This window comes from Streptomyces sp. NPDC002680 (genome assembly GCF_042889145.1).
In the GTDB taxonomy this organism is placed as follows: Bacteria; Actinomycetota; Actinomycetes; order Streptomycetales; family Streptomycetaceae; genus Streptomyces; species Streptomyces adonidis.
In genome coordinates this window covers 303706-326073 of record NZ_JBIAQP010000007.1, presented here as the reverse complement: position 1 = coordinate 326073, position 22368 = coordinate 303706, and the positions used below count along the sequence as shown (strand labels likewise).

21 protein-coding genes and 2 tRNA genes are annotated in these 22368 nt (G+C 70.7%); 12 read left to right on the top strand and 11 right to left on the bottom strand.

What is annotated here, in order from left to right:
- Window positions 1-3: 3 nt before the first annotated feature.
- Complete coding sequence (locus ACFYXF_RS20545; RefSeq protein ID WP_006378544.1) at window positions 4-396, bottom strand: FHA domain-containing protein; 393 nt, start codon at window positions 394-396, stop codon at window positions 4-6.
- Window positions 397-506: 110 nt separating this feature from the next.
- Between ACFYXF_RS20545 and ACFYXF_RS20540 the strand changes: the two genes are divergently transcribed.
- Window positions 507-911, top strand: a complete 405-nt coding sequence (locus tag ACFYXF_RS20540) for a DUF1992 domain-containing protein (protein WP_389351021.1) — start codon at window positions 507-509, stop codon at window positions 909-911.
- A 20-nt stretch (window positions 912-931) separates the two neighbouring features.
- On the opposite strand, the gene ACFYXF_RS20535 is transcribed toward ACFYXF_RS20540, so the two are convergent.
- The 3 genes from ACFYXF_RS20535 to ACFYXF_RS20525 form a co-directional block, all read right to left on the bottom strand.
- Window positions 932-1447, bottom strand: coding sequence for a hypothetical protein (locus tag ACFYXF_RS20535; RefSeq protein ID WP_389351020.1), 516 nt, complete (start codon window positions 1445-1447; stop codon window positions 932-934).
- Between the two features lie 5 nt (window positions 1448-1452).
- Window positions 1453-2052, bottom strand: a complete 600-nt coding sequence (locus ACFYXF_RS20530) for a hypothetical protein (RefSeq protein WP_389351019.1) — start codon at window positions 2050-2052, stop codon at window positions 1453-1455.
- A 122-nt stretch (window positions 2053-2174) separates the two neighbouring features.
- The gene (locus ACFYXF_RS20525) at window positions 2175-4232 is read right to left on the bottom strand and encodes a DHA2 family efflux MFS transporter permease subunit (protein ID WP_389351018.1); all 2058 of its coding nucleotides are present in this window, start codon (window positions 4230-4232) and stop codon (window positions 2175-2177) included.
- A 197-nt stretch (window positions 4233-4429) separates the two neighbouring features.
- Between ACFYXF_RS20525 and ACFYXF_RS20520 the strand changes: the two genes are divergently transcribed.
- Entirely contained in the window at window positions 4430-5389 is a 960-nt protein-coding gene (locus tag ACFYXF_RS20520; RefSeq protein ID WP_389351017.1) for a peptidoglycan-binding protein, read from the top strand.
- A gap of 275 nt (window positions 5390-5664) precedes the next feature.
- On the opposite strand, the gene ACFYXF_RS20515 is transcribed toward ACFYXF_RS20520, so the two are convergent.
- The 3 genes from ACFYXF_RS20515 to ACFYXF_RS20505 form a co-directional block, all read right to left on the bottom strand.
- Window positions 5665-6324, bottom strand: a complete 660-nt coding sequence (locus ACFYXF_RS20515) for an HAD family hydrolase (protein WP_389351016.1) — start codon at window positions 6322-6324, stop codon at window positions 5665-5667.
- Between the two features lie 199 nt (window positions 6325-6523).
- The gene (locus ACFYXF_RS20510; RefSeq protein WP_389351015.1) at window positions 6524-7105 is read right to left on the bottom strand and encodes a TMEM165/GDT1 family protein; all 582 of its coding nucleotides are present in this window, start codon (window positions 7103-7105) and stop codon (window positions 6524-6526) included.
- A 283-nt stretch (window positions 7106-7388) separates the two neighbouring features.
- On the bottom strand, window positions 7389-7835 hold the full coding sequence (locus tag ACFYXF_RS20505) for a hypothetical protein (RefSeq protein ID WP_389351014.1): 447 nt from the start codon (window positions 7833-7835) through the stop codon (window positions 7389-7391).
- 309 nt (window positions 7836-8144) lie between these two features.
- Between ACFYXF_RS20505 and ACFYXF_RS20500 the strand changes: the two genes are divergently transcribed.
- From ACFYXF_RS20500 to ACFYXF_RS20475, 6 genes are all read left to right on the top strand, one after another.
- Window positions 8145-8789, top strand: coding sequence for an HNH endonuclease family protein (locus tag ACFYXF_RS20500; RefSeq protein WP_369034527.1), 645 nt, complete (start codon window positions 8145-8147; stop codon window positions 8787-8789).
- 138 nt (window positions 8790-8927) lie between these two features.
- Window positions 8928-10586: an alkaline phosphatase D family protein gene (locus tag ACFYXF_RS20495; protein ID WP_389351013.1), complete on the top strand. Its 1659-nt coding sequence runs from the start codon at window positions 8928-8930 to the stop codon at window positions 10584-10586.
- A gap of 260 nt (window positions 10587-10846) precedes the next feature.
- Window positions 10847-12862, top strand: coding sequence for an FAD/NAD(P)-binding protein (locus ACFYXF_RS20490; RefSeq protein ID WP_389351012.1), 2016 nt, complete (start codon window positions 10847-10849; stop codon window positions 12860-12862).
- 93 nt (window positions 12863-12955) lie between these two features.
- The gene (locus ACFYXF_RS20485) at window positions 12956-13396 is read left to right on the top strand and encodes a DoxX family protein (RefSeq protein WP_389351011.1); all 441 of its coding nucleotides are present in this window, start codon (window positions 12956-12958) and stop codon (window positions 13394-13396) included.
- Between the two features lie 215 nt (window positions 13397-13611).
- Window positions 13612-14247, top strand: a complete 636-nt coding sequence (locus ACFYXF_RS20480; RefSeq protein ID WP_389351010.1) for a DedA family protein — start codon at window positions 13612-13614, stop codon at window positions 14245-14247.
- A 274-nt stretch (window positions 14248-14521) separates the two neighbouring features.
- Complete coding sequence (locus ACFYXF_RS20475) at window positions 14522-16507, top strand: RICIN domain-containing protein (protein ID WP_389351009.1); 1986 nt, start codon at window positions 14522-14524, stop codon at window positions 16505-16507.
- Between the two features lie 104 nt (window positions 16508-16611).
- Here ACFYXF_RS20475 and ACFYXF_RS20470 read toward each other — a convergent pair whose 3' ends face one another.
- On the bottom strand, window positions 16612-16842 hold the full coding sequence (locus ACFYXF_RS20470; RefSeq protein WP_389351008.1) for a DUF2277 domain-containing protein: 231 nt from the start codon (window positions 16840-16842) through the stop codon (window positions 16612-16614).
- 80 nt (window positions 16843-16922) lie between these two features.
- Between ACFYXF_RS20470 and ACFYXF_RS20465 the strand changes: the two genes are divergently transcribed.
- A complete protein-coding gene (locus ACFYXF_RS20465; protein WP_389351007.1) occupies window positions 16923-17852 on the top strand; it encodes a ketopantoate reductase family protein in 930 nt (309 codons plus the stop codon).
- A gap of 97 nt (window positions 17853-17949) precedes the next feature.
- Here ACFYXF_RS20465 and ACFYXF_RS20460 read toward each other — a convergent pair whose 3' ends face one another.
- The gene (locus ACFYXF_RS20460) at window positions 17950-18774 is read right to left on the bottom strand and encodes a chitosanase (RefSeq protein WP_389351006.1); all 825 of its coding nucleotides are present in this window, start codon (window positions 18772-18774) and stop codon (window positions 17950-17952) included.
- A gap of 186 nt (window positions 18775-18960) precedes the next feature.
- Here ACFYXF_RS20460 and ACFYXF_RS20455 point away from each other — a divergent pair, with 186 nt between their 5' ends.
- Window positions 18961-19314, top strand: coding sequence for a hypothetical protein (locus tag ACFYXF_RS20455; protein WP_389351005.1), 354 nt, complete (start codon window positions 18961-18963; stop codon window positions 19312-19314).
- A gap of 3 nt (window positions 19315-19317) precedes the next feature.
- Here the strand turns inward: ACFYXF_RS20455 and ACFYXF_RS20450 are convergent, their stop codons facing one another.
- Together ACFYXF_RS20450 and ACFYXF_RS20445 are read right to left on the bottom strand one after the other, a co-directional pair.
- Window positions 19318-20868, bottom strand: coding sequence for a serine/threonine-protein kinase (locus tag ACFYXF_RS20450; RefSeq protein ID WP_389351230.1), 1551 nt, complete (start codon window positions 20866-20868; stop codon window positions 19318-19320).
- 149 nt (window positions 20869-21017) lie between these two features.
- Window positions 21018-21092: transfer RNA gene (locus ACFYXF_RS20445), tRNA-Val, on the bottom strand.
- Window positions 21093-21314: 222 nt separating this feature from the next.
- Here ACFYXF_RS20445 and ACFYXF_RS20440 point away from each other — a divergent pair.
- Both ACFYXF_RS20440 and ACFYXF_RS20435 read left to right on the top strand, forming a co-directional pair.
- Window positions 21315-22112, top strand: a complete 798-nt coding sequence (locus ACFYXF_RS20440; RefSeq protein WP_389351004.1) for a DUF4097 family beta strand repeat-containing protein — start codon at window positions 21315-21317, stop codon at window positions 22110-22112.
- 55 nt (window positions 22113-22167) lie between these two features.
- Window positions 22168-22239 (top strand) — tRNA-Val (locus ACFYXF_RS20435).
- The last annotated feature ends 129 nt before the right edge of the window (window positions 22240-22368 follow it).

The following is a 22368-nucleotide window of genomic DNA, read 5'->3' as shown; positions in this document are numbered from 1 at the left end:
GCCTCAACCCTCGTGGTAGAAGCCCACGTTGACGCTGCGCGGCCCGGTGCGGTCCTGGACGATGATCTCTCCGGCACCGCCCCGGGGCAGCGGCACGCTCCCGCCGTACGGCACGGTCTGGGCGTACTCGCCGACCACCAGCCGGACTTCGGAGGACGGGTCGGGCTGGGAGCCCTGGAGCCACGACAGGTGCCAGGTGTTGTCGGGGCCGCACAGGAACTCCAGGTGGACCCGTGAGACGAACAGCCAGTCGTCGGGGGTGACGAGACGGCACACCGCCTTGTCCCGGCCCACCCGCATGATGGCCCCCGGTTCGCTGGGCGCCTCGGCCATGAGCATGCCGGCCGTGGCGCCGGCTTCCGTCCCGGAGACGGTCGCCATGGTGAGTTCGAGCACGTGCGCTCCTTCAGATGAGCAATACCTGTACGGCAGCCATGTTGCCGTACCGCCGCCGCATGATAAATCGCCCCATCGTCGGCTTGTGCGAGGTCCGGCACAATGGACACATGACCGAACGCAAACCACCTGGTGTGAGTTTCGAGTCCTGGGTCGACAAACAGATCCGCGAGGCGGAGGCGCGCGGGGAGTTCGCCCAGCTTCCGGGCGTGGGCAAGCCCTTGTCCGACGGTCCTGACACGTCGTACGACGAACTGTGGTGGGTCAAGCAGAAGATGGCCCGCGAGGGGCTGTCGGTCCTGCCGCCGACGCTGGCCCTGCGCAAGGAGGCGGAGGACGCGCTGGCGGCGGCGCACAAGGCCCCCTCCGAGGGGGCGGTCCGCCGGATCCTGACGGAGATCAACGCCAAGATCCGCGACATGATGTTCAAGCCGCCGCCCGGCCCCCCGCTGGGCCTCAAGCCGTACGACGTCGACGAGGTCGTACGGGAGTGGCGGGAGGCTCGGGCGAGGTAGCCGGCACGGGCCCGGCTGTCTCAGCTGTGGAGCAGGCGTTCCGTCAGTTCCCGGTAGTCGCGCAGGGCGAGGCGGAGCTTCTCGGTGTCGCCTGCGTCGCTGCCGCTGCCCGACTGCCAGGACCCGCGTACGGTCCGGCGGGTGCGCTCCACCGCCTCCGTGAACCGCTCGGTGACCTCCGCCAGTACGCGGTCGGCCTCCTCGACGGAGTCCCGGGGGCCGTCCACGAACCCGGTGACGGCGTGCTGGAGCCGCAGCGTGAGCTTGTCCCGCTCGTCCTGCGCGAGCAACGCGGTCCCGTGGGAGGACTGGGAGGACCGGTCCGACGACGGCCGGGCCTCGTGGGGCCGGGCGGGGGCCGGCGGGGCGGACGGCGGCGGTACGGCGGGGGCACCGGCAGGCTTCTCCGCGCGCGGGTCGGACTTGTCCGTACCTGTACCTGTACCCGTACGCAGGTCCGGCTTCTCCGTCTGCGTGTCCGGCCTCGAGGTCTGGGTGTCCGGACGCTTACCGTCCCGGTTCTCGATGTCCGTCATGTGGGTCAACTCCCCTTTAACTGCAGCTTGTTGAGTCGTGACTTGGACTTCGGCCGGGGGTGCTCCCCCTGGCCGACCAGGTCGTCGAAGAAGGCGCGGGCCTCGATCATGGCCGTGCGCATCTCCTCCGTGTCGGGCTGGTGCTCGTGGGCGGCGCTGTGCACGCGCCGGTAGCCGTGCACATGGTGGGCGTGGTGCACGGAGAGCGCGTCGAGCTGGTCCTCGTACTGGCCGCCGTCGGGGAAGCCACGGGCACCGGCCAGCTCGGCGAGGAGCACGTCCGCGTCGGCGACCGCCTGCTGCGGCGACTCGACGAAGTGCTCCTGCGCGGCTGCCCAGCGGGCCGCGAACCGTTCGCGCTCGGCGGGCTCCAGCGGCCGTTCCCGCAGGTCGCCGTGGCGCTGGACGCGCTCGGCGAGTTCGTGGTCGGCCGCCTTGGTGTCCCCGTCGTGACGGGAGACGGCCCGCTCGTACTCGGGCCCGAAGCGCCGTTTCAGATCGCGTGGGCCGTGGGTACCGGCGGCCCGCCGGTTCAGGGTGACCGCGCCCACGGCGAGGGCCGCGACGACGATCACGATCAGAACGATGATCACTCCTGTGGACATGAATGCCTTCCGGATCTCCTCGACCGATTGCTCGTCTCGACCGATTGCCCGTCGGACGACTTCTCGTCAGGATCCGGGTTGCCCCGAAGGCCCTCCCCAAACCGGACGGCCCCGACCGGGCGTCAACCGAGCCTGTCCGCCGAGCCGTTGTGCGGCTGCTCCGCGTCCGAACCGCACAGCTCCTCGTTCAGGAGCTTCACCAGCTGGACCAGGTCGGTGGGCCGGTCCGGCCCCCACCAGTCGCCCAGCAGCTCGGCCAGGGACTCCTCACGGGCCTGCGCGAGCCGTTCGGCGACCACGCGGCCCTCGTCGGTGAGGACCATGTCGAGGCCCTCGCGCACCCCGAGCCGCCGTTCCTCGACCTGCCGGGCGGCCTCGATGATCACGGTCAGCGGTACGGAGCTGCGCTCGGCCAGTACCGAGGGCTCGGCCCAGCCGTACCGCCGGATGCGCAGCAGCAGCCAGCTCGCCGCCGGGTACAGGTCGAGGCCGGCCCGTGCGGTGATCGTCCGGTAGATCTCGCGGCGCCCCTCTCGGGTGCCGAGCACGGACAGCGCACGGCACACCTCGTCGTACGACGACCGCTGGACGGGGTTGCTGGCGAGGGTCTCGGTGACGTCGGGGGCGGTCACCGAGCCGCGCAGCTTGTCCTCGCGCAGGAACCAGGCGAGGACGAAGCCGAGAACGGCGACGGGGGCGGCGTACAGGAAGACGTCGGTGATGGCGGACGCGTACGCCTCCAGGGCGGCCGGGCGGACCGCCGAGGGGAGGGCGGCGATGCCGCGCGGGTCGGCCTCCAGGGCGTCCACCGAGACCCCGGTGGGCAGTTGTACGCCCCGGAAGGCGTCCGTGAGCTTGTCGCCGAGCCGACTGGAGAAGACCGTACCGAAGACGGCCACGCCGAAGGAGGCGCCGATCGAGCGGAAGAAGGTGGCGCCGGAGGTGGCGACGCCCAGATCCTCGTACGAGACCGCGTTCTGCACGATCAGCACCAGGACCTGCATGACCAGGCCGAGACCCAGGCCGAAGACGAGGAAGTAGGCGCTCATCTCGCCGGTGGAGCTGTGCTCGTCGAGCCGGTGGAGCAGCAGGAGGCCGAGGGCGGTGACGCCGGTGCCCGCGATGGGGAACACCTTCCAGCGGCCCGTACGGCTGACGATCTGCCCGGAGACGGTGGAGGCGACGAGCAGCCCGAGCACCATCGGGAGCATGTGCACGCCGGACATGGTCGGGGAGACGCCCTGGACGACCTGGAGGAAGGTCGGCAGATAGGTCATCGCGCCGAACATGGCGAAGCCGACGATGAAGCTGATGACGGCGGTGAGGGTGAAGGTGCGCAACCGGAACAGCTTGAGCGGAAGGACGGGCTCGGCGGCCCGCCGCTCGACGAGAACGAAGCAAAGGGCGAGAACGACCCCCAGCACCGCCAGACCGACGATCCGCGCCGAGCCCCACCCCCAGGAGGCACCGAGCGAGGTGACGAGGATCAGACAGGTGGCGACGGAGGCGATGAGGAGGGTGCCGAGGTAGTCGATGACATGCCGTTCGGACCGGCGCGGGATGCGCAGGACGGTCGCGATGACGGCGAGGGCGACGGCGCCGACGGGCAGGTTGACGTAGAACACCCAACGCCAGCTGAGGTGTTCGGTGAAGAGCCCGCCGAGCAGCGGCCCCAGCACGCTGGTGGCCCCGAAGACGGCACCGAACAGCCCTTGATAGCGCCCACGTTCGCGCGGCGGGACGAGATCCCCCACGATCGCCATCGACAGCACCATCAGCCCACCGCCGCCGAGCCCCTGCAAGGCGCGGAAACCGATCAGCTGGGGCATGTTCTGCGCCATGCCGCAGAGCGCGGAGCCGATGAGAAAGATCACGATCGCGGCCTGGAACAACTGTTTCCGGCCGTACTGGTCGCCGAGCTTGCCCCAGAGGGGGGTCGCGGCGGTGGACGCGAGCAGATAGGCGGTGACCACCCACGACAGGTGATCCATGCCGCCGAGGTCGCTGACGATGGTGGGCAGCGCGGTCGACACGATGGTCTGGTCGAGGGCGGCGAGCAGCATGCCGAGCAGCAGGGCACCGATGGAGACGAGAACGTTCCCAGGCACGTGTTCGGGCCCGGGAGCCTTCGGCCTCTCTTCCGCCACATCTCCCGTCCTACCGCGCGCTTCCCCGGCCATGAAGTCCTCCAGTGACTCTCGTTACACCCCCATCGTGGGTGGTGTGACCGGTTATGGCCTGTCGAATCCCCACGAGATTCGGCGGAACCCCGGATTCCGGGGGCGTACGGGAGATGGTGTGAAGGAGCGCCGGATAACCTCTGGGATTCGTACGGGGATTCGTACGGGGGTTCGTACGGGGAAGGAACAGACGCGCAGTGAACGATCCGATGGGGCATGTGTGTCCGGAGTGCGGCGCGCCCCGGGGAGCCGACAACACGCCCTCCTGCGCCTGCGCCGAACGCGCGGCCGACGCCCACATAGAGAACCGCACGGCGGAGGCAGCGGCGGCGGAGGATTTCGATCCCCTGCGCATACGCCCGTACGTGGAACTGACCCCGGAGACCCCCGCAGCACCGCCCGACCCGGCGGCCGACGTGACGATGCCGCTGCCTGCGGTGCCCGCGGATCCCGGCTGGGCGGACGAGACGGCGACGGCGGCGATACCGGCGGTACCGGCACTACCGCTGCCCCCGGACACCCCCACAGAGGACGACGAGCAGACCGAAGGCCCGGGCAACCGCCCCCGGATCCTCCTCCTGGGCGCCGCCGGAGCGGTCGTCCTGATCCTGGCGGCGGGCGGACTGGCGGGCGGAATGTTCACGTACGACAAGCCGTCCCGGAACAACACGGCCGCCCAGGACGTACGGGAGAGCGTGCCGGCCGCGACGACCAGCGCGGCGTCCCCGACCCCGTCGAGCAGCCCCACAGCATCTAGGTCGGCGCCCCCTTCCCCGACCCCGACCCTCAGCGAGACCCCGACCCCCACACCCACCCCGACGTCCGCCGCCCCGACCCCGACCAGGTCGGCCACCCCGAGCCAGGCCCCGACGACCGCCCAGGCCACCGGCACGATCACCCCGGCCCCCGGCGGCGACGACGACAAGGAGACCGCCCCGGTCCTGCGCCCCGGCGACCACGGCGACGAGGTCCTCGAACTCCAGCAGCGACTCCGCCAGCTGGCGCTCTACGTCAACGACCTCGACGGCGTCTACGACGACAACGTCGAAAACGCGGTGACCGCCTACCAGACGACCCGCAACATCGACGCAGAGGAACCGGGCGTATACGACAGAACAACCCGAGAACGCCTGGAATCAGAAACAACAGAACCGTGAGACGGCGCGGGCAGCGCAGGCGGCGCGGGGCACCAAACACGCGAGAGCGGTAGACGGACCCGCTTTCAGTGGCGGCGCGGGCCGTCTTTTAGGGGCGCGGGGAACTGCGCGACCAGCCACGACGGACCCGCGGCCGAGGTAGACACGGGAGAGACACGGGACAGACACCTGAGGTTCACCCGCGCCTCAACCCGCACCCCAAAGGGGCGCGGGGAACTGCGCGACCAGCCCCCACCGGGCCCACAGCCGAAACACACCCCTCCCCCGCAAAGCACTCAGCCGACGTACACCCGCATCTCCCCGCCCCCCACACTCTCAACCCGCACCCCACTAAGATCCGCCACCACCACATCAGGCCGGTGATAGTGGGCCCGAGCCCCAACCCCCACCACCCGCATCCCCGCGGAGCGCCCCGCCGAGATCCCCGCCCCCGAGTCCTCGAACACCAAACAATCCGCAGGGTCGACCCCCAGCTCAGCCGCCCCCTTCAAAAACCCCTCGGGATCCGGCTTGCTCGCCCCGACCGACTCGGCAGTCACCCGCACATCCGGCAACGCCAACCCCGCCGCAGCCATCCGCGCGGTCGACAGAGCAACATCGGCCGAGGTCACCAACGCATGCGGAAGCCCCCGCAAGGACTCCAGGAACGCACCGGCGCCCGGTATCGCGACGACGCCATCCAGATCCGCGGTCTCCTCCGCGAGCATGCGCGCATTGTCCGCGTGGTTCTGCTCCACAGGCCGGTCGGGCAGCAGCACGGCCATGGAGGCGTACCCCTGCCGCCCATGCACCACCTTCATGACCTCGTCGCCGTCCAGCCCGTGCCGATCGGCCCAGCGCCGCCAGATGCGCTCGACGACGGCATCCGAGTTGACGAGGGTCCCGTCCATGTCGAGGAGCAGGGCACGGGCGGTGAGCACGGTGGGGACCGTCATCGGCAGACTCCAAGGCACGGCACAGGACAGCACAGATACGGGACCAAGGCGGCCCCGCCCGCCGGTCAGGGAAAACGGGCGGGAGCCACTTTGTTCCCACACGGTACAAAAGAAACGACCCCGCCCGCTACCGCCTTCGGCAACAGTTCACCGACCGGCCATCTACGAAGCGCCCCCACTGACCACCCGCACCCCCTCCCTACCCAGCCACCGCCTCCCAAAGACTCCACACCCCGAGCCCGAGCATCAACACGGCCGCGATCTTGGTGATCAGCTCCAGCGGCACCCGCTTCATCAGCGCCCGCCCGCCCACGATCCCGAGCCCGGCCACGGCCCAGAGCGCGAGCACCGCGCCGAGGCCGACGGAGAGCGGGTCGTCGTAGCGGGCGGCGAGGTTGGCCGTCATGATCTGCGTGAGATCGCCGAACTCGGCGACGAGGATGAGCATGAAACCGGCCCCGGACACCTTCCAGAAGGACTGGTCCTCGGGCCGCCGCACCTCGGCCTCGTCCTCCCCCTTCTTCATCAGCAGGACCGCGGCCCCACCCAGGAAGAGCACGCCGGTCAGTGCGTGGACGAGCTGCTGCGGCAGCAGGGTGAGCACGCTGCCCGCCGCGACGGCGAGCACGACATGCAGCGCGAACGCGGCGGCGACGCCGGCGAAGACGTACGAGGCGCGATAACGGGTGCCGAGGACGAGCCCGGCGAGGGCGGTCTTGTCCGGCAGTTCAGCAAGGAAGACGACGCCGAAAACCAGCGCCGTCACGGTGAAGCTGATCAAGATTCCTCAATCGGTAGGGGCCGCCCCACCGAGAGTGTTACCGCTGAACGACACCTCGGCACGGCAGCACACAGTCAGTGCACTACTGGCCGAAGGTCTCGCTGGCAGGCCACATGTGGCCTGCCTCCGGGCGCCGGCTCAGACGAGCTGAGCAGTATGTCGACGGTCCGGCGAAGAGCTACTCCCCTTCTGCGCCGTCCATCGTACGCGACGGGTCAGACACAGGAGCCGGGAGGCGGCAGCGGCAGCGGCAGATCCGGCGTACGGCCCGGCCGGGCCCCGCTCACCGCTCCGTGATGTGCTGGTCCCGGCCCGCCTGATACACCCGCCCGGAACCGGACGCCTGCGCCTTCATCACCACCGTGCCGCCCCGGGTGCCGTCCCCCTCGGGCAGCAGCGGGGTCAGTTCGGCGTCCAGTACGCGCCGCAACTCCCCGGCGAGGTCCGGGTGTTCACGCAGCAGCAGATGCAGCCGGAACTGCCAGTCCGTCTCCAGCGCGGACACCACGGGCGAGGTGACACCTGGCGCCGCCGCACCGGGCGCCCCACCCTCCAGCGCCGCCAGCAACCGCGTACGCGCCTGCCCGAACTCCGCGCCCACAGTGTCGGCTTCCGCCTCCGGCCGCACCCGGCGCCACAGCGCGACGAGCGCCCGTTTCGCCTGCTCCCAGGAGTCGGTGGCCATCGCCCCGACAAGTGCCGTCCCGACCGCCACCGCCAGCGGATCCATTGCCAGCCCCCAGCGGATCCCGCGCGCCCCCGTGACCGCGGGTCCTGGATCTCACGGTAGCTCTCACGTCCGGGCCGGATATCCGAAACGGCGTCACTTTCCGCACTATTCAGGCCTGTTACGGAATCAGGGGAACCAACCACATCATCTGCCCCGGCCGTTCCGCGCCCGAGGAAATCAGCACCCCGACACCTTGCCTTGACATGCACACGTCACTAACTTCTTACCCAACGCTCATTCCCCGGCAACACTGCGACGCGATCATTCACTCGCTCGCGTTCAACACCCCCATCCCCCGAGGGAGTTCGCATGCCGAAGTTCTACGCGCGTCGACGGCTCAGCATACTCGCCGCTCTCACCGGACTCATAGCATCGGTCGGACTTTTCAACGGTCCGACCGCCTCCGCCGCTCTCCCCACCCCGGTCAGCGCCGCCACCGCCCGCACCTACCTCGCCTCGCTCACCGTGGCGACCGAGGACCGCACCGGCTACGACCGCGACCTGTTCCCGCACTGGATCACCATCTCCGGCACCTGCAACACCCGTGAGACGGTCCTGAAGCGGGACGGTACGAACGTCGTCACCAGCTCCGCCTGTGCCGCCACCAGCGGCTCCTGGTACTCCGTCTACGACGGCGCCACCTGGACCGCCGCCTCCGACCTCGACATCGACCACCTCGTACCGCTCGCCGAGGCCTGGGACTCGGGCGCCGACAGCTGGACCACCGCCCAGCGTCAGGCGTTCGCCAACGACCTCACCCGGCCCCAGCTCATCGCGGTCACGGACAACGTGAACCAGCAGAAGAGCGACCAGGACCCGGCCGAGTGGATGCCCTCGCGCACCGCGTACACCTGCACGTACGTCCGCGCCTGGGTCCAGGTGAAGTACTACTACGACCTCTCGGTCGACTCGGCCGAGAAGAGCGCGCTCACGAGCTACCTCGCCAGCTGCTGATCGACCGCCGAATGGATCAGTGGTTCAGCCACCAAATGGGCCACTGGCTGAGCCACTGATCAAATGCACCATGCACGGAACCTCCCCGCCCTCCCCCGTCGTCCGTACCGTACGGTGCGACGGAGGAGGGTGATCAACGTGGCGACACTTCGCCTGGGTCCGCTGCTGAGGTATGCCGACGAGTCGGCCGCGACCGTCTGGGTCGAGGCGAGCCGTCCGTGCACGGCCGAGGCGCGCTGCGCGGACGGTGCCGGCGGCGAGACCCGCACCTTCCAGGTCGCGGGCCACCACTACGCGCTGATCCCGGTGACCGGCCTCGCCCCGGGCACGACGACACCGTACGAGGTGTTCCTGGACGGCGTCCGCGTGTGGCCGCTGCCCGACTCGCCCTTCCCGCCCTCCGTCATCCGCACCGCCGAGGACGGGGAGAGCGAGTCGGAGGGCGACGGGTTCCGGGTCGCCTTCGGTTCCTGCCGCTGGGCCGCACCGGCCGTCGACGACAAGGACCCGGTCGGCGCGGACGCCCTGGACACCCTGGCCGCGCGCATCGCGGCCGACCCCACGGCCGAACGCCCGGACGTGCTCCTCCTGTTGGGCGACCAGGTGTACGCCGACGAGGTGTCCGACGCGACCCGCCGCTGGCTGGCCGCCCGCCGCGACCTGTCCGAACCGCCGGGCGCCGAGGTCGCGGACTACGAGGAGTACACCCACCTCTACTACGAGTCCTGGCTCGACCCCGAGGTCCGCTGGCTGCTGTCCACCGTCCCCACCTGCATGATCTTCGACGACCACGACGTCATCGACGACTGGAACACCAGCGCGGCCTGGCTGGCCGACATGCGGGAGACCCCGTGGTGGCGCGAGCGGCTGCTGAGCGGCCTGATGTCGTACTGGGTGCACCAGCACCTCGGCAACCTCGCCCCGGCCGAACTCGCCGCCGACCCGCTGTACGCGGCCGTACGCGAGAGCCCCGACGGTACGGACGTCCTGCGCGCCTTCGCCTCGAAGGCGGACGCCGATCCCGCCTCGGTCCGCTGGAGCTACCGGCGCGACTTCGGCCGCGCACGGCTGCTGATGGTGGACAGCAGGGCGGCCCGGGTTCTCGACGAGGACAGCCGCGCGATGCTGGACCCGGGCGAGGCGGAATGGGTACGGGAACAGGCGCTGGACGCCCCCGGCTCGTACGACCACCTCCTCATCGGCACCTCGCTGCCCTGGCTGCTTCCCCACCTCGTGCACGACGCCGAGGCCTGGGACGCGGCTCTGTGCCGGGGTGAACGGGGCGCGCGCTGGGCCCGGTTCGGGGAGAAGCTGCGCCGCGCGGCCGACCTCGAACACTGGGCGGCGTTCACCACCTCGTTCACCGACCTGGCCGCGCTGATCGCGGAGGCCGGCTCGGGCCCCGAGGCCCCGGCGACGGTCCTGGTCCTGTCGGGAGACGTCCACCACGCCTACGCGGCCGAGCCCACCTGGCCCGAGGCCGACCGCCCGGACGCCCGGGTCCTCCAGCTGACCTGCTCCCCCGTCCACAACGCCATCCCCCGCCACATAAAGGTCGGCTTCCGCCTCGGCTGGAGCGGTCTGGGCCGCGCCCTGGGCCGCCGCTTCGCCCGGCACGGCCGGGTCCCGCACCCACCGGTCACCTGGCGCCGGACGGGCGGCCCCTGGTTCGGCAACATGCTGATGACCCTGACCCTGAGCGGCCGTTCGGCCCGGCTGCGGCTGGACCGGGTCCGCGAGCAGAAGGGCGGCGCCGCACAGCTGGAGACGGTCACGGAGTCGCAGCTGAGCGGCTGAGCGGGTGAGGCTTCCAGGGCCTGTCCGGCGGATCATGCCGGAGACGCGGGGCTTGGCACGCCCGTCCCGGCGTTGTCGTCACCGCGGCTGTCCTCCGACCCGATCCGCCGGACAGGCCCTAGTGAGGCATCCCACACCGGCGGCGATCCCCGTCCCCGGTGCTCGGCTCTCCCAGCTCCCGGCGGCATGATGAGGCGGACCGTCCGCTTCCGGTGGACGGTCTGCTGCCATCGCGCCCCACACGCCCGGGAGTACCCCCCTTGTCTCCAGCGCCCGCCGAGCCGCCGTCCAGGACCGCCCCGGAGGCCACGCCCCGGTCCCCCTCCGTGTCCGTCGCCCTGGTCGGTGCCGGGCCGCGCGGCACCAGCGTGCTGGAGCGTCTCTGCGCCTCCGCGCCGGAACTCCTGGCGCCCGGGGCCCGGTTGACCGTCCATGTCGTCGACCCGGCACCGCCGGGCGCGGGCCGGGTCTGGCGCACCTCGCAGTCGCCCCGGCTGCTGATGAACACGGTGGCCTGCCAGGTGACCCTCTTCACCGACGACAGCGTGGACTGCTCGGGGCCCGTCCGACCGGGCCCCAGCCTCTACGAGTGGGCGCGCGAACAGGCCGACGAAGAAGGCGAGTTGAGGCCGGACGACTACCCCACCCGCGCCCACTACGGCCGTTACCTGGAGTGGGTGTTCGCGAAGACCGTGCGCGAGGCACCTCTCTCCGTCCACGTCGAGACCCACGCGACCCGTGCGATCCACCTCGACGACGCCCCCGACGGCAGCCAGACCCTCACCCTCGCCAACGGCCGTACCCTGTCCGCCCTTTCGGCCGTCGTCCTCGCCCAGGGCCACCTCCCCCTCCTCCCGGACGAGGAGCAGCGGCACCTGACCTCGTACGCCACCGGGCACGGCCTCTGCCACATCCCGCCCGCCAACCCGGCCGACGTCGACCTCTCCCCGCTGGCCCCCGGCGAACCCGTCCTGCTGCGCGGCCTTGGCCTCAACTTCTTCGACCACCTCACCCTCCTGACGACGGGCCGAGGCGGCCGTTTCACGCACGGCCCCGAGGGTCCCGAGGGCGGACTGCGCTACGTTCCCTCCGGACGCGAGCCACGCCTCTACGCCGGCTCGCGGCGCGGCATCCCGTACCAGGCGCGCGGCGACAACGCGAAGGGCCCGTACGGCAGGCACACCCCGCTCGTCCTCACCCCCGAGGCGACAGCGGGCTTCCGCAAACGCGCCGACTCCGGCGAGGCGCCCGACTTCCGCACCGAGATATGGCCGCTGGTGGCGAAGGAGGTCGAGACGGTCTACTACGAAACCCTGCTGCGGGCCCGGGAGTTCACGAGCCGCCCGCTCGACGACTTCCGGGACCGCTTCCTCGCCGCCCCGCACGGCACCGGCCAAGAGGCGGCCGTACTCGACGAGTTCGGCGTTCCGGAGGCCGACCGCTGGTCCTGGGACCGGATTTCACGGCCGTACGCCGGACAGGTCTTCCCCGATGCCACCGCCTGGCGGAGCTGGCTGCTGGCCCACCTGCGCGAGGACGCCGCCCAGGCCGCGCTGGGCAATGTCGACGGGCCCGTGAAGGCCGCCCAGGACGTACTGCGCGACCTGCGCAACGAGTTGCGGCTGATCGTCGACCACGGCGGACTGCCGGGCGACTCGCGCCGGGACCACCTGGACCGCTGGTACACCCCGCTCAACGCCTTCCTGTCCATCGGGCCGCCCCGGCGGCGCGTCGAGGAGCTGACGGCGCTGGTGACGGCAGGCGTGGTGGAGATCCTCGGACCCCGCCTCGAAGTTCGGGCCGAGGACAGGGCCTGGGTGGCGCACTCCCCCGATGTGCCGGGCTCGGCAGTGCGCTTGACCTCACTCATAGAGGCACGGCTGCCGGAGCCCGACCTGCGCCGTACGGCCGACCCCCTACTCGCCGGACTCCTGCGGACGGGCAGGGCGAGGCCCCATGTCACAGACGGCTACGAAACGGGCGGACTGGACGTGACACCGCGCCCGTATCTCCTGATGGACCGTCAAGGCCAGGCGCAGGCACGGAGGTTGGCGTTCGGGGTGCCCACGGAGGGCGTGCACTGGGTGACCGCGGCCGGGGCCCGCCCAGGCGTGGATTCGGTCACACTTTCGGATGCGGACGCGGTGGCACGGGCAGTGCTGCGCATGACCTCACAGGCGTTCCCACCTGCGGAAACAGGCACACCGGAAAGGCGGGAGGAGGCCCATCCGGAGGCAAAGCGGTGGCCAAATGTTGAACTTGCAAGCATTGATTAGGCCCCCCTACGGTGGACTACCCGCTCGGTTCATCCCCCAGGAACGCCCCGTCCCCCGGACGGAGCGATTCAGACCGAAGGAGACATCCCCCACATGTCCGCTCGCCTCAACAACGCTCAGCCCTACGCGATAGGCCTCTTCCGGATCGTGGTCGGCCTGCTCTTCGCCTGCCACGGCGCCCGTTCGCTCTTCGGCGTCCTCGGCGGCGAGGAGACCGTCGCGGGCGGCACCTGGCCCGGCTGGTACGCGGCCATGATCGAACTGGTCGGCGGCACCCTGGTCCTGCTGGGCCTCGGCACCCGCGTCGCCGCGTTCATCGCCTCGGGCGCGATGGCGTACGCGTACTTCGACGTCCACCAGCCCAACGCCCTCATGCCGATCCAGAACCAGGGCGAACTGGCCGCCGCCTTCTGCTGGGCGTTCTTCCTGCTGGTCTTCACCGGCTCCGGCGCCTTCGGCGTGGACCGGCTGTTCGCGAAGCGCTCGTCGGCGGCGACAAAGACGTCCCGCGACAAGACGCCGATAGCCGCCTGACCCGACCCCGACACACACGCCGGTGCCCATCCCCGCATCCAGGGGGTGGGCATCGCGTGCGTCGGAGTGAACATGGTGTGGCGAACACATGAGCCCCCGGTGGATCTCCTGTCGGACCCCAGGCGTACGCTGTATGGCTGTCACACGCCGCCCGCCGCTCCCCCGCGAGGTAGCGGCACGGATCGGGCGAACGGGGGAGTCACGGGGAGTCTGCGGTGCTTGAGAGTGTGGGGTCACTGACCGGGACCCCGTGGATCTACGCCCTGGTGGGCGCGTCCGTCCTGTTCGACGTCCTCGTACCGGTACTGCCGAGCGGTGTCCTGGTCATCACGGCCGCCACCGCTGCCGCCGCCGGTTCGGGCGCGGCCACCGGGCAGGTCCCGCAGGAGGTCCCCGACATCCTCGCGCTCACCCTCTGCGCGGCCACGGCATCGGTCCTCGGCGACCTGGTGGCCTACCGGCTGGCCTGGCACGGCGGGGCCCGACTGGACCGCGCGATCGCCCGCTCCCGACGCCTGACCAGCGCGCAGGAACGTCTCGGCCAGGCCCTCGCGCACAGCGGCGGCATCCTGGTCGTCGTCGCCCGCTTCGCCCCGGCCGGCCGCTCGGTCGTCTCCCTGGGCGCCGGCGCCGCCCACCGCCGGGTCGGCGAGTTCCTCCCCTGGTCCATCGTGGCGGGCCTGGCCTGGGCCGCGTACAGCGTCGCCCTCGGCTACTTCGGCGGCCAGTGGCTGGGCGCGACCTGGCTGGCAACGGGCGTATCGGTGGCGGCCCTGTTCGGCGCGGGCGCGGGGGCGGCGTTCCTGATGCGCCGCCCAAGGGCAACAGTCGGGCAAGGGGCTCCTGTCTAGCGGGCAAGGGGCCCCTGTTCAACAGGCGCCGAGGAGACGCGCCCGACAGGGGCGCGGGGAACTGCGCGACAAGCCACGACGTGCCCGCACCCGCCACCACACAGAACCCCCCACCCCTCCGGCGCCCCAACCCCCGCCCCAATTCCCCCGGCTGGACAACCAACTTCTGCCACAACCGTTGACTTCAACCTCCCCTCGCTCTAATTTCAGCGCGCCCCCTCGTTCGGTTCGCCGATCGCAGTTCGAAATACCGACCAAACCCCCCGGGAGCCGCATGTACCCCCCGCCGCGCTCATCCCTCTTCAGACGCACAGCGATACGCGTCCTCGCCCTGGCAACAGCCGCAGCCGCAGCCCTCGTCTTCGCCCAACCCCAGGCCGAGAAAGCCCCCACACTCGACAACACCACCCCCGTCGCCGCCTCCACCCGCCAGATCCCCGTCCCCACCGCCCCCATGGGCTGGGCATCCTGGAACAGCTTCGCGGCGGTCATCGACTACAACGTGATCAAGGGCCAGGTCGACGCGTTCGTCGCGGCCGGACTCCCCGCGGCCGGCTACAAGTACATCAACATCGACGAGGGCTGGTGGCAGGGCACTCGGGACAGTGCCGGCAACATCACCGTCGACGAGTCCGAGTGGCCCGGCGGTATGAGCGCCATCGCCGACTACATCCACAGCAAGGGCCTCAAGGCCGGTATCTACACCGATGCCGGCAAGGACGGCTGCGGCTACTACTACCCGACCGGCCGCCCCGCCGCCCCGGGCAGCGGCAGCGAGGGCCACTACGCCCAGGACATGCTCCAGTTCTCCCAGTGGGGCTTCGACTTCGTGAAGGTCGACTGGTGCGGCGGTGACGCCGAGGGCCTCGACGCGGCGACGACGTACAAGGCGATCAGCGACGCGGTGGCCACCGCGTCCGCCACCACCGGCCGCCCGCTCACCCTCTCCATCTGCAACTGGGGCTACCAGAACACCTGGAACTGGGCCCCGGGCCTCGCCCCCATGTACCGGACCAGCACCGACATCATCTTCTGGGGCAACAGCCCCTCGATGTCGAACATGCTGTCCAACTACGACCAGGGCCTGCACCCCACCGCCCAGCACACCGGCTACTACAACGACCCGGACATGCTGATGGTCGGCATGACGGGCCTCACCGCCGCCCAGAACCGCACCCACATGGCACTGTGGGCCATCTCCGGAGCCCCGCTGCTGGCCGGCAACAACCTCTCGACGATGACCGCCGAGTCCGCCGCGATCCTCAAGAACCCCGAGGTCATCGCCGTGGACCAGGACCCGCGTGGCCTCCAGGGCGTCAAGGTCGCCGAGGACGTCTCGGGCGCACAGGTGTACGAGAAGGTGCTGTCCGGCACCGGCAAGCGTGCCGCCGTGCTCCTCAACCGCACCTCCTCCACCCAGAACATCACCGTCCGCTGGGCCGACCTGGGCCTGACGAGCGCGTCCGCGACCGTCCGTGACCTGTGGAGCCGTACGAACATCGGCTCGTACGCCACCGGTTACACGGCCAGCGTCCCGGCCGGCGGCTCGGTCATGCTCTCGATCACCGGCGGCACGGAGGCGGCGACCACCGCGTACGAGCCCAACTCCGCCGGCAGTTACACCGCCGTGAACGCGGCGAACACCGGTCTCGCGGTCGCCGACTTCACGTACACGAACAACACGAGCACGGCCCGTACGGCGACCCTCCAGGTCAACGGCCAGACCTCGACCAAGGTGTCCTTCCCGCCGACCGGCTCGACCCCGGGCACGATCTCGGTGCAGGTCTCGCTCTCCAAGGGCGCCGCCAACACGCTCGCCGTCACGAACGGCCCGACCCTGGGCACGCTGACCGTCCAGCCGGTGGCCGGTACGAACGGCAACCTGGTCGTCGGCAAGCAGTCCGGGCGCTGCCTGGACATCTACAACAACACGATCACCAACGGCACCCAGGCCGAGCTGTGGGACTGCAACGGCGGCCGGAACCAGGCGTGGACGTACACCTCGCGCAAGGAACTCGTGGTGTACGGCAACAAGTGCCTGGACGCCTACGACAACGGCACGACCAACGGCACGAAGGTCGTCATCTGGGACTGCCACGGCGGCAACAACCAGAAGTGGAACGTCAACAGCGACGGCACGATCACGAACGTCAACGCGGGGATCTGCCTGGATGCGTACGGTGCGGGCACGACCAATGGCACGCAGATGGTGCTGTGGGCCTGTGGCACTGGGGACAACCAGAAGTGGAGCTTGAGCTGACGGCTCCGCCGGTTGGGCGGTCTTTTGGCTGCCGGCCGGTGGGGGCTTGTCGCGCAGTTCCCCGCGCCCCTTGAAAGACAGCCCGGTGAGCGTCCTGAGGACGCTCACCGGGCTGTCTTCGCACCACCGCCCCGGACCTCGATCCCGGCCAGGAGTTCGGCCGTGGCCGCCGCGATCGTGTCGACGGCGTGTTCGAAGACATCGCGGTTGTGGGCGGCCGGGGCCCGGAAGCCGGAGACCTTGCGGACGTACTGGAGGGCGGCGGCCCTGATCTCGTCCTCGGTGGCTTCCTCGGGGATGACGGGCGGGCGAAGGGTCTTGATACTGCGGCACATGCCTCCAGTCTCGCGCGTACGAGGGGACAGCGCGGGCCGGGACGGGAATAGCGCCGGTCACCAGCCGGATTGTGCAGGACATGACCTCCACCGAGCACACGTCAGCCACCCCTCTCACCGTTGCCGTACTGGGCCCCGGAGGCGTCGGCGGCCTCCTCGCCGGTCTGCTCTCCCGGGCCGGCCACCGAGTGCTCTGCCTGTCCGGCGAGGACACCGCACGCACGCTCCGCGAGGACGGAATCCGCGTCCGCAGCGGCAGGTACGGCGAGTTCACGGCGAAGGTGGACGCGGCGACCGGGCTGACGGAGGCGTCCGGCCCCGTCGACGCCGTCCTCGTCACGGTCAAGCACACCCACCTCGACGCCGCCCTGGAACGCGTCCCGGCGAAGGCGCTGGGCGACGCCCTGGTCGTACCGTTCCTCAACGGCGTCGAACACCCGGCCGCACTGCGCGCCCGCTACGGCGCCGACCGTGTCGCCCCGGCCGTGATCCGCGTCGAGTCGACGCGTACGGCACCCGGCGTGATCGAACACGCGAGCCCCTTCGTCGAGATCGACCTGGCCGGCGACCCGGTACCGCGCGAGCGCCTCGACACGCTGGCCACCATCTTCACGGCCGCCGGCCCGGCCACCCGCGTCCTGTCCGACGAGACGGCGGCGCTGTGGGCGAAGATGTCGTTCCTGGCCCCCTTCGCCCTCCTCACCACCCGGTACGGGCTCCCCCTGGGCGACATCCGCACCCGCCACCGTGACGAGCTGGCCGCCCTGGTCGAGGAGACGGCGGCGGTCAGCCTGGCCTCCGGCGGGCCCTCGGACCCCGCCCAGGCCCTGGCCCGCTACGACGACTTCGCCCCGGCCACCAGGTCGTCGATGCAGCGCGACGCCGAGGCGGGCCGCCCGCTCGAACTGGACGCGATCGGCGGGGCGTTGTTGCGCGCGGCCGAACGGCATGGCGTCGACGTACCGGTGGCGACGCGGGTGGTGCGGGAGCTGGCGGCCGGGACCCGCTGACCCTCCTCGCCCTCGCCCTGATCCTCGTCCCCCCGACGGCGCAGGACGGTTGCCCTGTGCCGTCGGGGTTCGCGTGACCCGTGGCCCGACCCGGGTGTCAGCCGATGTGGTAGCTGTCCCCGTAGACCTTCCAGTCCAGTGGCGGATCCAGGTTCAGGTTGCCCGCCCTGAGGAAGACCCGCTGAGCGGTGTCGACGCGGCTCGTGTCCGAGTGTGCCTCCTCCTGTTTCATCGCCCAGACCCGGGCGTCGAGGAACGCGTTCAGATACCTCACCTCGTCCCCGCCCCACGCCGGCGGGTTGGCCCTGGCCAGGGCCCGGCCGCGGATGCTGCCGAAGCTGGTGCTGTCGCCTCCGTTGCCGTGCATGACGATGGCGTCGTAGTACGCGAACTGGCCCAGGACGCCGATGCCGTCCGCCTTGCCCTGCCGGACGGCCGGGTTGAAGTAGACGCGGTCGCGTTCGTCGTTCTGCGCCTGCCGGAACGCCCTGTCCCGGGCCGCGCTCCGCCAGGCGTCGGGGAAGCCCGGGTCCAGGCCCTGGTGCGAGTCGCTGCCGTTGACATCGCGCAGCGCGGGCAGGTATCCGGCCAGGGCGTTGCCGGGCCGGCGCCGGGCGTAGAGCTCCACGAGGTCGAGCATGTCGCCGGTGCCGGAGCAGAAGCCGATGATCCCGGCGGTGTAGCCGCGGCCGTCGCCGATGTCCTCGATGTACTGGTACTGCGCCTGCCAGTCCAGCGAGGAGTTCTCCGCGCTGGACACCAGCCGCATGGCGATCTCCTTCTTCGCCGGGTCGTCGAGACCGACGGCTGCGGAGGTGGCGGTGGCGGACTGGGCCGCCAGGAGGGGGCCGGCCACGAGCGAGGCGCCGATCAGAGTGAGCAGGGCGCGGCGTGAGGGGTGGTGTACATGGGGGGTGTGCACGGTGCCTCCGAGTGGGGTTCGGTAGTTCGCGCATTCTGTTAGGAAAGTTTCCTACCAGATTTTGAAGATGACGCATACCCGTCAAGCAAGACGAGGGCGAACCGCTCTCACTCGTTCGCGTGAAGACCGGGAGGAAGTCCCCGAAGGAACTCGCATCCCAAAATCGAACAGGCGTACCATTGCCGCGTGGCGACGACCTATGACTTCCCGAGTGACCTCCTGGCCGGTCAGGAGGAGCTGCATCAGGTCCGGGCCGAGCTGTCGACCCTCCTGAAGCGGCTTCCCTGGTCGGTCGAGCCGCTGGACGGGTTCAGTGACACCGGCGGCTGGCGCAAGGTGGAGCGCCCCGCGTCACCGGGCTGGACGGCCGACGAACAGGCCGAGGTGGAGAAACTGCGCCGCCGGGAGCACGAGCTGGCGGTGTTCGTGAGCGGCCACCGCTTCTGGGCCGAGGTCACGGGACCGGACCGGGTGGACGCGCGCACGCGGCTCAAGCACGCGCACGAGGAGAGAGAAGAGAACGAGGGCAGCGGTAAGTGACCCTCAGGAGGTGGACGTGATGCGGAACCCTTCCCGCACCCGGTCGAAGACCGGCCGGTAGGTGTCCCACTGCTTCTCGGGCGCCGAGACGTAGATGTCGTACTCCCGGCCGCCCTCCTGCCCGAAGCCGAGGTTGATGGCGTGGAAGACGCGCTCGCGGCCCCGGAAGGTGAACTCCCAGATGGCGCCCTTCTGGCCCCGGTACGTCGTGCGCTGCATGTAGAGCTTGCGGTACTTGCCCCCGGGATAGTTGAGCTTGGTGTTCGCCTCGATGTCCCTGAAGTGCGCCAGGGCGTCGCCCGCGGGGTCGACGATGCCGATGGTGAGGCCGACCAGCCGGGTCCCGTCGATGTAGACGACATCGCCGGACGTCCGCTTGCTCAGCGTCCAGCCGTCCGGCACCGGGAAGGCGACGCCGAGCGCCTTCTCCGTGACCAGGTGGTAGCCGTCGGGGACGGGCGAGGGGGTGTACGTCGGGGTGGGGCTCGTCGCCGAGCCCGCGCTCTGTGTGCCGTCCTCGTCGGGCGAGTTCGCGTAGTAGAGGCCGCCTGCCGTGGCCCCGGCGACCAGGATCACCGCGACCGCGCTCCAGAGGACGGTGCGGCGACCGCGACCCTTGCGGGGCGGTACGGGTGCCGCCTTTCCGGTGCCGGTCCGCCTCCGGGTGCCGCCGGTGCGGTCGGGATCGGCGGCCGGTATCGACATCGGGACGGACGCCGTCCACGCGCGCGGCTCCGTGTCCTCGGTCACCGCCCGCAGCGCAAGTTCCGTCTCCTCCGCCGATGGCCGCTCGGCCGGGTCCTTGGCCAGCAGGGCCGTGATCAGCGGCTCCAGCGGACCGGCCTGCTTCATCGGCTCCACGGGGGCGGTGACGATGGAGTACGCCGTCTCGACCGGCGTCAGCCTGCGGAACGGCGGCTGCCCCTCCACCGCCTGGTAGAGGGTCGCGCCGAGCGCCCAGAGGTCGGAGGCGGGGCCTGGGGTGTCGCCCTGGACGCGCTCCGGTGCCATGTAGTCGATGGAGCCGACGATCTCGCCGGTCCGGGTGAGGGTGCTGGTCCCGGTCGCGGTGGCGATGCCGAAGTCGGTGAGGACGACCCGGCCGCCCTCGGTGAGCAGGACGTTGCCCGGCTTGACGTCACGGTGCAGTACGCCGGCCTCGTGAGCGGCCCGCAGCGCGCCGACCATGCCCCGGCCGATGCGGGCGGCCTCCTCGGGCGAAACGGTTCCGCCGCTCTTGAGCAGGGCGCCCAGGGTGGTGGACGGGACGTACTCCATCACGATGCAGGGCAAGCCGTCGTCCTCGACGACGTCATGGACGACTACCACGTTCGGGTGCGCGATCCGGGCCGCGCTCTGCGCCTCGCGGCGGGTGCGCTCGTACATCAGGGCCAGCTCGTCGTCGGCGAACCGCGAGTCCTCGTGCAGCCGCTTGAGCGCGACCCGGCGGTTGAGCATCTCGTCGGCGGCCAGCCAGACCGTGCCCATGCCGCCCCGGCCGATCTGCTCGGTCAGCCGGTACCGCCCGGCGATGAGCCGTCCCTCGTCCGACACGTGCGACACGGCAACCCCTCTGATCCCACCGGCACTGCCGCTCACGATAACCGGCGGGCGTGCGGGGCCGATCCGAAGGTCGCGTTCACCACACCCGCCACACGAGGAGACCCCCCGGCGGTTCCGCCGGGGGGTCTCTTGCTTGATCCTGGTGGGCGCGGACGGTTTCGAACCGCCGACATCCGCCTTGTAAGGGCGGCGCTCTACCACTGAGCTACGCGCCCAGGACGAGTCGTCAGCCTACATTGCCCGGGGCACTGCCTCGCAAACCCGTAACCGGCCCTGGGATCCCCGGGCTCGGATTCGGGGGTTTTCCCCCGCATGGATCGGGGAGCGTCCCGGATGCCCCGGTGGGCGACCGCTCCGTACGGTCGAAGAGTGTCGCAGGGCCGGCTCCACCGATCACCGATCACCGGTCCCGCGTTCGCCTCAGGGGGAGAAGGACCATGGCCCGATCAGCAGTTCAGCGCACCCGTGCCCGCACCAGCACCCGGATCGTCGCCGTCACCGGCGTAGTCGCCGCGCTCGTCGTCACCGCGTCGGCCTGTGCCTCCGCGGGGGACGACAAGGATCCGGAGCAGCGTTCCTTCACCCTGCAGGGGCGCACACTCACCGTCGACTCGAACGACTCCGCGCTCGACATCGTCGCCGCCGACGCGAACAAGTCGGGCCGGATAGAGGTCACCCGCTGGTTCCAGGGCTCCGTGACCCTCGGCAAGGATCCCAAGGTGACCTGGTCCATGGAGGACGACCGGCTCAAGCTGCGGGTGAAGTGCTCGGGCGTGGTCGCCGACTGCGCCGCCAAGCACCGGATCGAGGTCCCGCGCGGTGTCTCCGTCGTCGTGCGGACCGGGGACGGGAGCGTCACCGCGCGCGGCTTCGACCGGGCTCTCGACATCCGCTCCGAGGACGGCTCGGTCACCGTCAAGGACTCCACCGGCCCGCTGAAGCTGTACACCGACGACGGTTCGATCCGCGCCGTCGATGTGCGCTCCCGCCAGGTGCGGGCACACTCCGAGGACGGCTCGGTGCGGCTCGAACTGGCCTCCGTACCGGACCTGGTCGAGTCGAGCAGCGACGACGGCTCACTCACGATCGAGCTGCCCCACGAGACGTACCGCGTGACAGCGGACTCCGACGACGGCTCCGTAAAGGTGTCCGTGCCGCGTGCCGAGAACAGCGCTCACGTGGTGTCGGCGAAGACGCAGGACGGGAGCATACGGGTGCGGGCGGCCGCGCAGTGAGCCCTGCGGCGGTCCGGGTCGTCCTGGGTACGCGTCCCGATACGCGACCCGTCCCGGGCGCATAGCTCAGCGGTGGAGCGCCGCCCTTACTAGGCGGACGTCGGCGGTCCGAAACCGTCCGCGCCCCAAGGACAGGCAGCGGGATCAAGTACGAGTGGCTCTCCGGCGGCCCGACCGGTGCGCACCCCGGTGTACGACCGGGTACGCGCAGCGCGAACCGACCGGGCCGTGTGTTCGTCCTCAACCGGTGGGAGAA